Consider the following 12130-nt stretch of genomic DNA (forward strand, 5'->3'; position numbering starts at 1 on the left):
GAACACTGCGGGGCGCCGGATTGAAAAATCCGGCGCCTTGTCGTTTTGGGCTAAGGTGATCGTCCTTCGCGCAATTCGCTTCGCAACGCTCGCTGCATAAGCCACGCGTCACCGGGCCGTCTTCTTGGAGGGCTTCCGTTTCCATCAACACAGACGTTCGTTGCCTTCCGCCACATGTGCGCCTCGAGGGATAGATTTGAGGTTCGATCGGGCAGCGCACCTATCCTTCGGGATTGATCACCTCACCCCTTTGGGGAGGGCATAGGAAGGTGTCGCCAAAGACGATCTTGGCTGGCCGCCATCGCCTCTCGCAGATCTGTAACGGCGTCCGCATCAATGTCGTCCGCCGAGGCGGCATCAACGGCCGCCACAAGCCCGCCAAGCCCCAGTAGCGCCGCGCCACCGCGCAGTCTGTGCAAAAGGGCGGCTGCGTCTGCGGTCGGGTCAATCAACACGGAAATCGCCGCCTCAGCTTCGGCAAAGAAGGTGGTTGCGGTGGTATGCACTTTCTTGGCCCCGAGGGCGGCGACTAGGTCGTCGATGACCTCTGTATCAAGCGGCGTATCCTCTGAGCGCGGTGCGACAATAGTAGGTTCTGCCAACACCTCTTGTAGGGTGGAGAAGCGAATGGGCTTGGTAAAGAACGCGTCCATTCCCACAGCCAATGCGTTGTCGCGGTATTCCTCACTTCCGTGGGCGGTCAGTCCGTAGATCCGGGTGCGCTGGTTCAGGCCCCCTTCCGCCCGAATGCGCCCCACGGCCTCGATCCCGTCCATGACCGGCATTGAAACATCCATAAAAATCAGATCGAAGATCGACTTTTGCGCCGCCTGCACACCTTGCAGACCATTGGCGGCCTCTGACACATTATGACCGAGGCGTTCCAGCATGTCGCGCAGGACCGCGCGGTTCACGGCGTTGTCCTCAACAATCAGCACCGACATCGAGGTCTGCGGTTCCGACGGAGCCGCCGATGCCACGGGCTGCTTGTGGGGGGCAACAGAGCCCGATGGCGCCCGATTTAAGGGAACACGAAGCCTGAACGTACTGCCCGTGCCCACTTCCGATTGCACCGTCAAATCGCCGCCCATAAGCCGCGCCACTTTGCGCGAAATCGAGAGACCAAGCCCGTCGCCGCGCACTTGCCGCCCTTCAGAATGGGCGAGGGCGACGAAGTCCTCAAAGATATCTTCCAGATGCTCGGCGGGGATGCCATGGCCCGTGTCAGTCACGGTGATCGTCGCAATGGTGTGATCGGCCGAGTGAATGCCATCGACGGACACTTTGATGCCGCCTTTGTCGGTGAACTTGATCGCATTGCCGATAAGATTGGTCAGGATCTGGCTAATCCGTCCGCCGTCACCATCGAAGGTCCGATCCATACCGGGTTCAAATTGCAACTGAAGGGATAGGTTCTTTTCCTGTGCCAACGGGGTCAAGACATCAAGAAGGCCCTTCACGGCATCGCGCATCTCGAAGGGATGTGGTGATAGCTTCATCGACCCCATCTCGATCCGAGTGATATCCAGCGCTTCGTTCACCTGCTCAAGCAAGATTTCCCCCGAGGCCGAGGCAAGACGCGCGTAGCGGTCCTGTTGCTGTGTCAGGTCTGTCTGACGCAACAGATCCAGCACCCCAAGGATACCGTTCAACGGGGTGCGCATTTCGTGGCTCATCACGGCGAGAAATTGCGATTTGGCCCGATCCATCGCTTCGGCCCGGTCCCGGGCGTCGATCAACTTCTGATCGTTGATCTTGCGTTGGGAAATGTCGCGCAGGTAGGCGATGAACAATTGTCCGTCGACGCTTTCGGCCGTGGTGATGTTCAACTCCACCGGGAATTCTTCGCCCGACTTCCGAACTGCCGAAAGCTCTACCCGTCCCGCCCCGACAACACGGGGCACCTCGGTTTTTAGATACCTTTCCATCCCCTCGGCATGGGCGGCCCGGTGTCTCTGAGGGATAATCGTGTGCTCCATCTTTCGGCCCAAGATTTCATCCCTGCTCCAGCCAAAAATACGTTCAGCCGCGGAGTTGAATTCAACAACAATCCCCGCTTCGTTTGCTGTGACAATCGCATCGAGGGAGGCTTCTACCGTGGAATGCAAGCGCGCGGTTGACACCCAAAGCTCTGCGTCACGGCGGGCGGCGAGGGCCAAAAGCCGGTATAACGCCACTAAGACCGCGGACAGGCCGATGATCACCGCAATGGCGATGGCGCCAGTGAATGCCAGTTGCCCGGCGAAGGCCAAACGACGGGATTCGTTTTGTTGGGTCCCCGCCTCCAGCCCCGATAGAACAAGGTTCCGCATCTGCGGCCGCACATCTTGGGTCAACTCGCGCATCGCCAATATGTCGTCGCGCGTCAGCTCTGGATCAGCGTCCAGAATATCGATGATAGCATTTTGGTAGGCGATAACCTGACGCCAGACAGGCGCAGTGTCTTGCGGAAACAAATCTTGCGCAGCGCCCTGTTCAACGGTCAACAGGCGGCTCAAGGCAATGTCCGCGCGTAGGCGCACGTTGTCTGTATCGGGCGTATCGCTTGCCGCAGCGTCACTCAGGGCGAGGGCGAAATTCGCGATCTCGGTCTCTATTTGCTGGGTCGTCCAAAGCAGGTTGTCCGCGCCCGCCGTGGAAATGCTGCGCAATTCGCGCGAAAGGTTTGTGCCTAGAAACACCAGCAAGCCGACAAGCAAGGGCACGAATATTAGCGCGGCAATTTGCCTATGCCTGTTTCTGCTGAAGGGACGGTTGCGTTGATCGAGTTTCAAGCTGTCTACTCCGCCAACTCGATACGATCCAATTGCCAGATGCTCCGCGCATAGATCGTTTCAGTCTGGAAGTCAGGCTCGCTGTCGTAAGGAAAAATGATCCAGAAGGGCCCCTTGTCGCGCACCGACATCGGTGCGCCATTCATCCGCGTGGCAACGATGGGATAGCTGGCGTCGGTCGCGGGTGCGGGCATCTCGATGGCGTAGTCATTTAGCGCTATCAGCGTCAGGTCATTGTCGCCCAACCCTGCCGCGTCCAACACGTTGCGAAGGGAGGGCCCGGTGAAGGTGTTTTCCCCCTCAGTCCACAGCGTCGTGGTGGTGATCGTGACTTGTGGCAACCCGTCGAGATCGCTGATCGTGAAGGACACAATTGTCCCATCCGCACTCGTGACTTGCACGGCTCCGGGGTTTTGAGCCGCCGAAGGCAGAGACATCGCCGTGATGGCCACAGCGGTCAGAATGAAGCGGTGCAAATGTGTAAACAAGTTACGGACGCCTTTCAGAATGAAGGATAGCGCTGTCGATACATCGCCAATCAAATTGGCGGTGGAGTGGAAAGGGATAGGTCCCTATACTAAGGTATAGGTTTGCTATGCCTCGGCCTTAATACCTCGCTATTCTATAGGCTAATTGAAGGGCTGAGACGCTTTTATGCCAAACATTCTTGTTGCCGATGATCACGACCTGGTGCGCGACACCATCGCCGCCTACTTGGGCCAACAAGGTGATTTCACCGTCTCCACCGCTCCCGGCCTTCCGCAAGCCCAAGCACTATTGGCCGGGCAAACGCCCTTTGACCTTGTCATTCTGGATTACAACATGCCGGGGATGAACGGGTTGTCAGGGCTTGAAAGCGTGGTGAACGCCTATCCCCATATCAAGGTTTTGCTGATGTCGGGCATCGCTACCCCGGATGTTGCGCAATCGGCGATGGAAATCGGGGCGAAGGGTTTTCTGCCGAAGTCGGCCACCGCAACATCCATGGTCAATGCGATCCGGTTCGTGCTGTCGGGCGAGAAGTATTTCCCGTTCGGCTTCGCCCCCCCTACCCCAGAAAAACCCAACAGCTACAAGGGCTTGTCCCCGCGTGAGATGGAGACATTGCAGTATCTTTGCGATGGCGCTTCTAACAAGGACATCGCCCGTGCTCTAGGCCTCGCTGAAGTCACAGTGAAGCTGCACGTCAAGAACATCCTCGCCAAGCTGAGCGTGAAAAACCGCACCCAAGCAGCGCTCATGGCGAAGGAAGACGGCGTCTACTAGGGCTGTCGGAAGCGGTCGCTTACTCGGCCCCAGAGGTGAAGGGTCACAGCCCGCGGATTTGCGATGCACTCGCGCTGGAATTGGCTTAACCCAAGGGCAGTCAACATCGGCAAGGACGAAAAGCAGTATGGCAAACGGCAACAAAACAGCGATCGTAACAGGCGGATTGTCGGGAATGGGGCTTGCGATTGCACGCAAGTTGGCAAGCGGTGGCACCCGTGTTGTGGTCGGTGCCCGAAGCGCTGGCGACGCGGATTATGCGCGGCAAGTTCTGGGCGAGGACAGCGGGCGCATCGAAGCGGCCGCGCTGGATGTAAGATCGTCCCAAAGCGTCGATGATTTCGTTGCCCAAGTGGTCGCATCCCACGGCAGCGTCGATATTCTGGTGAACGCCGCAGGTGTCTATGAGGAAGCCGCCGTGATCGACCATCCCGATAGGGTTTGGGACGATCACATTGACACAAACCTCAGCGGGTCATTTCGCACGATCCGCGCTGTGATGCCCCATATGAAGCGCAATGGGTGGGGGCGCATTGTGAACATCGCCTCAGTTGCTGCTCATAATGGCATGGCCAACAATGCCGCTTATTGCACGTCAAAGGCGGGGCTTTTGGGGCTTGGGCGCTGCGTCAGCCTTGAAGGGGCGGCCCATGGCGTGACCTGCGTGTCGATCAGTCCCACATGGGTCGAGACCGAGATGCTGAAACGGTTCATCGACGCCGACATCGCCAGCACGGGTCAAACCCTAGAGGAAGTCCGAGCGGAATACGCCAAGTCGAACCCGCAGAACCAACTGGTGCAGCCGACCGAGGTCGCCGAGCTTGCTGCCTTCCTGGTCAGCGACGCCGCCCGTGCCCTGACGATGGAAGATTTTCAGGTTAACGCCGGATCACTTTGGTAGTCGCTCTCGCGCCGCGATAGCAGAGCGTTCGCGTCGCAAATCCCCTCATAAGGCTGGTCACTCACCCGCGCCCACGCCGCGCGGGCGGCCGCGTTTTGGAAGGTTGAATCGGCGCGTAGCGTATCTGGGAAGGTCTCGATCACATTGGCGATGCCCGGGGCAATCTCGACCATCGCCAACCAATCAGGAGCCGCCAATGAGCTGGCGCTGGTCGGGGTGACGCGATGATCGGCCATCAGGTTGTAGATCGGGGCCTCTGGTCCCGTGACCGGGCCCAGAAGGAACGCGGCGGCGGCGGTCACGTCGGTCATCGGGAAGGTCAGGCCTTGGGGCATGTGACCGGCGCGGAACGAGGCCTCTAGGATAATCTCGTAAATGTCGCGCGGGTTAGGCGCGCCTAAATCATAGAGAGAGGGCAAGCGCACAATCGCCGCAGAAACGCCCGATGCGCGAATGACCTCTTCCGCCGCAATCTTCGCTGCCCCGTAGCCGGTGCAACCGTCCCACTGGGTTGGCAGCGTTTCGGGCCAAGGGCCACCACGGTCAGGGAACACCGCGCTGGAAGAGGTGAACCGCAGGTCCGCCTTGGCCGCCAGGCAGAAATCCAGCACGGTTTTCATCCCGCGTGCGGACCAATCCAGCATTTCCTCTCGGCCAATGGCGAGGTTCACCATCGCCGCGCAATGCACGACCTTGGTGACAGAGCCTGCCAGCGTGTCAAAAGGCCCCTGCGCTAGCCCAAATCCCGGGGCGTCCAACGTGCCGGGCACCATGACGTAACGATCGCTTTGGATGCCATGGGCGCGGGCCACGTCGTCCAGACGGTCCCTTGCCCCCCGGTTCTTGTCGCGCACAAGGCAATAGACGACCTCTCCGCGCGGCAAATCACGGGCGGCTTGGGCCAAGACGTGACCGCCAAGGAACCCTGTGGCGCCAGTCAGCAGAATGCCGGGGCGATCAAAGATGTCGGTGGGGGCGGGCGTGTCGGCCTCTTGGGTCATCAACTGATCCAACCGGTGCAATGGCACATTCATCGCCAGTTCAAAGTCGATCGGACGGCCATAAGCCTTTTCCAGCTCCAGCATCAGGGTGACGCACATCAAAGAGTCGCCTCCCTGATCGTGGAAGTTCCGCGACGGGTCGATCTGCGACGGGTCGCACGACATGGCCAAGGCGGCGGCGGCGATCACGGCATCCTCAGCCGCGGTGCTGGTGCCGGCGTCATCGGTCACCGGAGGCAACGCCCGCATGTCGGCTTTGCCCGATACCGGGTGAAGCGGCAGCGCGTCCATTTGCACAAGGAAGGACGGCACGCAGTAGGCCGGCAGCACTTCGCGCAATGCCGTGGCAAGGGCGGGCGGCATCCGGTTGGTCCCGGCGCTCAGCCCCCAAGCATCTTCATTGGCCTTGGCCTGCGTGGCGTCGGCGGCGAAATAGAAGATCAGGCTTTGCCCCCGCGCGCCGACCTCTGCCACCCAAGGGGCGGCGCTGGTAAAGGCCAGCTTGTCGCGCAGGGTTTCCGTCAACTCTCGTGTCTGGATCGAGAAGCCGCGCAGCTTCAGCATATGGGCGATGCGCCCCTCGATATGTAGCGCGCCTTGGTCATCAACCCACGCTTGGTCCCCGGTATCGTAAAGCCGCGTATCGCGTCCGTTGATGGAGAGCTCTCGAAACCGCAGGCGGGTTTCCTCGGGGCGGTTGATGTAGCCCTGCCCCAGCATTCTTGGCCCTTCAAAATGCAATTGGCCCGACGTGCCCGGTGGGCAGGGTTGATCCGCCTCATCCAGAATTATGGCGCGTAGGTGCTGCATCGGCACCCCAACCGAGGCAGGCCCCATCCCCGCCGGTTTTGTCAGATGCGACATGCACACATCATGGGTTTCGCAAATGCTGTAGAGGTTCCAAAGCGCGGTATCGGGCAGTTTCCGGAGTGACGTGGTGATCAAGTCATCACCAACAACTTCCCCGTTCAGCACCACACGGGTCAGGGGCAAAGCATTGGCGCGGCCCGCGTCCAGCGCGGTGAGGAAAGTGTCGTAGAACGAGGGCGTGAACAGCATCTCGTCCACATCATGGGCAATCAGGAAATCGGCCAGCTCGCTAGGCGAAAACAAAGTGTTGGCGTCGGGGAACCAAAGCGCCCCGCCTTTGCGCAGGGGGCGAAACATCTCCCATATCGCGAAGACGTAGATGCCGACCCGAATGCCGGGACCGTAGGGGGTAAATTCGTCGCGCCACACATAGGACAGATAGGCGGCGTCCTGCGATACGGGGATGCATTTGGGTCGGCCCGTCGTGCCCGACGTGGCGACCATGTAGATCGGATCGGTCGGCAGCACATGGCCCGGTTGCAGCGCCTGATACGGCGCAGGCGCTTCTTGCAACAAGGCGACAGCATCCATCGTCGCACAATCGCCCGGCAAATGCCCCGGAGCAGGCGCCTGGCAGGTAACAACCAAGCTGACATCCAGCTCGGAAATAATGTTGTGCAGCACCATCTGTGGCATCGCTGGATCCAGATGCACGAAAGGCCGCCCAGTGATGACACAAGCCACCGCGCTTGCTGCCATGGCGATCCCCGGAGAGCCGAAGATCCCCACCACCTGCGGCGCATCCAGATGGCGGCCAAGGGCATCTACAAATTGACCGAGCCGTCCGTAGGTGATCGTTTGATCCCGGTCGGACATGGCAGGCGCGTCTGAGAAAGTCTCGATGGCACGGACAAGATCACCGGCGACGGTCTGAGACGATGTCATAGAGAATACCCTTCTGGATAGCGGGCCGAGACAAGCCGACCCGAATAGCGCCATTTGCGGCGCAAAAGCGTGCCACCACTGATTGCCATTGTGCACGCTCGGTGGCCAGTGAGAACATCGCCCTTGCGCCGCTTCGGCCCACGCTGCGCGACACCAAAGCGCCTCTAAATCGGGCAGGTCGCCTAATTTTTCACACATACGAAAATCGACTCGCTCCACCCCGGCACAAGGCTGCTCGCTCCAAGCGATCCACGTTGAGGCCGTTTGTCCGGTGGGCCTATAAATCCCAATGGCAGCTGAAATTCCCCTACTCGTGTTCACAGATCTGGACGGCACTTTAATAGATCACGACACCTATCAATGGGACGCCGCCACCCCTGCCCTACAGGCCCTCGGGTCGATTTCGGCGGGGATCGTTCTGGCCAGTAGCAAAACTTCTGCCGAGATCGCCCCGCTTCGGGCCGCGCTGGGGCTAGAGGACTGGCCCGCCATCGTAGAAAACGGTGCGGGGATGCTGCCGGCCCATGTGCGCCACATCCAAGGCACCTCGCAACATGCCAAGGTACGACAGACCCTAAGCACCCTGCCCGCCCAAATTCGCCGCCTGTTTCGCGGGTTTGGCGACGTGAGTGCCGCAGAAGTCGCGCAAATGACGGGCCTGACCGTACCCGCCGCAGAACTGGCGAAGCAAAGGCATTTTTCCGAACCGGGACAATGGCTTGGGTCTGAAGTGCAGAAGACCGAATTCGTGGACGCCCTGCTCGATTTGGGGGTGCAGGCGCAACAAGGGGGCAGGTTTCTGACCCTATCGTTTGGCGGCAACAAGGTCGATCAAATGCGCCGCGTCATCGCGGATTGTCGCCCCACGCATACTATCGCTTTGGGGGATGCGCCCAATGACGTGCAGATGCTGGAACATGCCGACTTTGGGGTCATCGTCCGCAACCCCCACCGCCCGCCGTTACCCAAGCTGAAAGGCGAGGACACGGGACGCATCGTTCGTACCGACAGCCCCGGCCCCTTGGGCTGGAACGCAGCGATCCTCAGCCTGCTTCATCGACTAGATTTACATTAGGAAAACCCGCCCATGGCCGACTTTCAACAGAACGGAAACATCACCACGCTGCACAACCTGCGGTCGCGAACGGCCGAGGAAATGGAGCATGAGCTTTCCGTTTTCGCGCAGTCCCGGAAGATCACCCTGATCCTGCCTTGCCTGTTTTCCGAGCTGGAAGGCGATGCGATGCCGCACATCCTGTCCGAGCTTTCAAAGGTTCGGTATCTGCACCGGATCATCATTGGACTCGATGCCGCTAACGAAGCGCAGTTTCGGCACGCCAAGAAGTTCTTTGAGGGGTTGAACCAAAACCACATCGTCATCTGGAACGACAGCCCCCGCATGTTGGCCCTTGAGGCGCGCCTGCAAGCCATGGGATTGGCCCCTTCCGAGAAGGGCAAAGGTAAGAACGTTTGGTCGTCGTTGGGCTACCTCATTGGTTGTGCCGATAGCTCCGTGATGGCGATCCATGATTGCGATATCCTGACCTATGACAAGGAAATGCTCGCCCGTTTGGTCTATCCGGTGACGAACCCGAATTTCCCTTATCAGGTGGCCAAGGGCTATTATCCTCGGATCGGCGGCGGCAATCTGAACGGGCGTGTGACGCGCCTGTTGGTCAGCCCGCTTCTTATCGCCTTGAAACGAGTGATCGGGGACCGCGATTACATCGATTACCTGCGCAGCTTTCGCTACCCGCTTTCGGGTGAATTCGCCATGCGCACGTCGATTTTGCCAGACCTGCGCATCCCCTCTGACTGGGGGCTGGAAATCGGCGTGCTGTCCGAGGCGTGGCGCAACCTTGCGCCAAAGGCTGTCTGTCAGGTCGACATCTCTGACGCCTACGACCACAAGCACCAAACCTTGAGCCCGGAAGAGGCGAACGCAGGCCTCAACCGGATGTCCACCGACATCTGCAAGGCAATCTTCCGCAAGCTGGCCGCAGACGGCACGGTCTTCACCCCAAACGTCTTTCGGACGTTGAAGGCCACCTATTATCGCTGTGCGTTGGATGTGTTGGAATCCCACTACAACGACGCGGTCATGAACGGGCTGAGCATTGATCGCCACACCGAAGAACGCGCGATCGAACTGTTTGCGGAAAACATCGTGCGGGCGGGTAACCTGTTTCTAGAGAACCCGCACGAAACCCCCTTCATCCCCACATGGAACCGCATCCATTCCGCCGACCCGGCGTTCATTCCCGATATGGCCGCCGCCGCGAAGGCCGATCAGGAGGAATATGTTTGATTAGCTGGCCCGGTTGGTGATCCACCGACATTGGTAGGGGGCGAGTGAGATCGCCTCTTGCGTCGGGTCGATCACCTCCCCGGTCAGCAGGTCGATCCAATCTTCGTCATCGATCAAGTTCATCGCCGTGGGCGAGATTTCGACGGTCTCACCGCTGACGTTATGCAGCGCAAAGATGGACTGATGCCGATCAAGGCTTTGCCGCCAGACCCCAAGGACCCGGTCATCAAGCGACATCGTGAACTGCGTCGCATTGGGGTGAAACGCCGCTTGCTTGGCCCGGATGCGCAACCGATCCGACAAGGCCCCCAGAACCCGAGCATTCACGGAACTGGGATCATCGAGCAAGGCGTTCAAGGTGGGATAGTCCCAGTTATGCCGATTGATCGCGCGGTTCATGCCGCGGCGGACGACCTGTTCATGGTCGTTCGGCGTTGCCAGCATAGCGTGGATATAAAAGGCGGGAATACCCTCTAAGGACATCACGATGGTTTGCGAACACACGAACCGCTCGACATGAAAATCGCTGTTTCCGTCAAAGGTCTGCCCCGTCGCCTCAAAGAACGTCGTGTTGATCTCATAGGGTGCTTCACCGCCGTCTGGCAGAGCACGCATCGACACGAGCCCCCCGATGTTGCGGATCGTGTCGATCATCTTGGACTGTTCTTGCGCTGGCAAAATCCCCTCGGCGGGACGCATTCCGATGCCGTCATGGCTGGCGGTGAAGTTCAGGTAAGCGCAGCCCAATTGCGCGGGCGGCATCCCGCTGGACCAAAGCCGCAGATACTTGCAAGAGCCCGACATGACCGCGTGTAGGATCAGCGGCGGCAGAGGGAAGTTATAGATCGCGTGAGCTTCATTCCGGTTGCCGAAATAGCTGAGGTTTTCCGCCTTGGGGACGTTGGTTTCCGTCAGCAAAATGATCGTCTCAGAGGCGTAGTCACACAGCATCCGCATCAACTGAACGATCGCGTGGGTCTGCGGCAGATGGATAGAAGAGGTGCCCGCCTGTTTCCAAAGAAATGCGACCGCATCCAGCCGGATAATCTGCACGCCATTGTCCACATGCAACCGGATGATCCGCAGGAACTCCAACAAAACTTCCGGGTTGCGAAAATCCAGATCAATTTGGTCATGGCTAAACGTACACCACACGTGACGCGGTCCGTTTGCCGTTTCAACCTTCTGCAAAAGGGGCGTTGTGCGGGGCCTTACCACATCGCGCAGGTCATCATCCGGGTCCGCCTCGAAGAAGAACTTGTCGTAGGGATCTTGGCCCTGAAGGTAGCTGTTGAACCACGTCCCTTGGCTGGACACGTGATTTAAGACCAGATCGGACATCAAATGGAAGTCGACGCTGATCCGGTTGATGTCAGGCCAATCCCCCAACTGAGGATTGACCGAGCGATAATCGGACACGGCGAAGCCATCGTCAGAGGTGAAGGGAAAAAACGGCAGGATATGGACGCCGTTCACCACACCCTTCATTCGCCGCAGCAAAAAGTCGTGCAGCAGATCCAGTGGTTTATGGGCCCCATCGACGATGGAATTGCCATAGGTGATCACCAGCGCATCTTTTTCAGTCCACAGGTTATTGCTCGGCAATCGCCCGCGTTTGCGGGGCCTCGTCCCCTCGGGCCAGAAGGCACCGACGATCAAACTGGAAAGGATATCCGGGTCCACATCCGGGTAAATACGTTGGACCAGCGCAGCCAAACGCCTGCTGAAAGAGGTATTGCGAGACGGTTCCATCCTTTGAAGCAACGCCAAGACCACGCCCGGATCAAGGCGACGCTGCGGGTTTCGTGTGGAAGGACGGTCGATTGGGCAAAACCGGCCTGAAATGAAATGGTTTGACCAAGGTTGCGTAATTTTTGGGCAGTTGATTAACGGATGCCCGGCACTTAAAACGCCAACATGATTGACACCGACACACTTCGACCGACCCGTTGATCGGCCCCAATGGCAAGATCACAACTACTCCGAAATGCGATACTGCTTGGTCCGCCGGTTGCAAGCCGAAGTGGCGGAGACGAAGGGATTCGAACCCTCGAGACAGTTTCCCGCCTACTCCCTTAGCAGGGGAGCGCCTTCGACCACTCGGCCACGTCTCCGCTGACCCGTC

8 protein-coding genes and 1 tRNA gene are annotated in these 12130 nt (G+C 59.2%); 4 read left to right on the top strand and 5 right to left on the bottom strand.

Annotated features, from left to right (window positions below; all coding sequences use genetic code 11):
* Positions 1 to 242: 242 nt before the first annotated feature.
* Both K3728_16010 and K3728_16015 read right to left on the bottom strand, forming a co-directional pair.
* A complete protein-coding gene (locus K3728_16010; GenBank protein ID UWQ95175.1) occupies positions 243 to 2705 on the bottom strand; it encodes a response regulator in 2463 nt (820 codons plus the stop codon).
* 74 nt (positions 2706 to 2779) lie between these two features.
* Positions 2780 to 3262, bottom strand: a complete 483-nt coding sequence (locus K3728_16015; protein ID UWQ95176.1) for an oxidoreductase — start codon at positions 3260 to 3262, stop codon at positions 2780 to 2782.
* 166 nt (positions 3263 to 3428) lie between these two features.
* Here K3728_16015 and K3728_16020 point away from each other — a divergent pair, with 166 nt between their 5' ends.
* Positions 3429 to 4040, top strand: coding sequence for a response regulator transcription factor (locus tag K3728_16020; GenBank protein ID UWQ95177.1), 612 nt, complete (start codon positions 3429 to 3431; stop codon positions 4038 to 4040).
* A gap of 127 nt (positions 4041 to 4167) precedes the next feature.
* The gene (locus K3728_16025) at positions 4168 to 4941 is read left to right on the top strand and encodes an SDR family oxidoreductase (protein ID UWQ95178.1); all 774 of its coding nucleotides are present in this window, start codon (positions 4168 to 4170) and stop codon (positions 4939 to 4941) included.
* On the opposite strand, the gene K3728_16030 is transcribed toward K3728_16025, so the two are convergent.
* Complete coding sequence (locus K3728_16030) at positions 4914 to 7697, bottom strand: AMP-binding protein (GenBank protein ID UWQ95179.1); 2784 nt, start codon at positions 7695 to 7697, stop codon at positions 4914 to 4916. The two genes, K3728_16025 and K3728_16030, sit on opposite strands and share 28 nt — an antisense overlap.
* 289 nt (positions 7698 to 7986) lie before the next feature.
* Here K3728_16030 and K3728_16035 point away from each other — a divergent pair, with 289 nt between their 5' ends.
* Positions 7987 to 8772: an HAD-IIB family hydrolase gene (locus K3728_16035; protein UWQ95180.1), complete on the top strand. Its 786-nt coding sequence runs from the start codon at positions 7987 to 7989 to the stop codon at positions 8770 to 8772.
* Positions 8773 to 8784: 12 nt separating this feature from the next.
* The gene (locus tag K3728_16040) at positions 8785 to 10005 is read left to right on the top strand and encodes a glycosyl transferase (protein ID UWQ95181.1); all 1221 of its coding nucleotides are present in this window, start codon (positions 8785 to 8787) and stop codon (positions 10003 to 10005) included.
* Here the strand turns inward: K3728_16040 and K3728_16045 are convergent, their stop codons facing one another.
* Together K3728_16045 and K3728_16050 are read right to left on the bottom strand one after the other, a co-directional pair.
* Positions 10006 to 11757, bottom strand: coding sequence for a sugar phosphorylase (locus K3728_16045; protein UWQ95182.1), 1752 nt, complete (start codon positions 11755 to 11757; stop codon positions 10006 to 10008). It lies immediately after the preceding gene.
* Between the two features lie 272 nt (positions 11758 to 12029).
* A tRNA-Ser gene (locus tag K3728_16050) sits at positions 12030 to 12119 on the bottom strand.
* Positions 12120 to 12130: the final 11 nt, after the last annotated feature.

It is taken from the genome of Rhodobacteraceae bacterium M385 (assembly GCA_025141835.1).
In the GTDB taxonomy this organism is placed as follows: Bacteria; Pseudomonadota; Alphaproteobacteria; order Rhodobacterales; family Rhodobacteraceae; genus Gymnodinialimonas.

What these genes read in the sequence shown, in the direction of transcription:
- K3728_16020 (UWQ95177.1), top strand. Translation starts at nt 3,429, where the DNA reads ATGCCAAACATTCTTGTTGCCGATGATCACGACCTGGTGCGCGACACC.
- K3728_16025 (UWQ95178.1), top strand. Translation starts at nt 4,168, where the DNA reads ATGGCAAACGGCAACAAAACAGCGATCGTAACAGGCGGATTGTCGGGA.
- K3728_16030 (UWQ95179.1), bottom strand. Translation starts at nt 7,697, where the DNA reads ATGACATCGTCTCAGACCGTCGCCGGTGATCTTGTCCGTGCCATCGAG.
- K3728_16035 (UWQ95180.1), top strand. Translation starts at nt 7,987, where the DNA reads ATGGCAGCTGAAATTCCCCTACTCGTGTTCACAGATCTGGACGGCACT.
- K3728_16040 (UWQ95181.1), top strand. Translation starts at nt 8,785, where the DNA reads ATGGCCGACTTTCAACAGAACGGAAACATCACCACGCTGCACAACCTG.
- K3728_16045 (UWQ95182.1), bottom strand. Translation starts at nt 11,757, where the DNA reads ATGGAACCGTCTCGCAATACCTCTTTCAGCAGGCGTTTGGCTGCGCTG.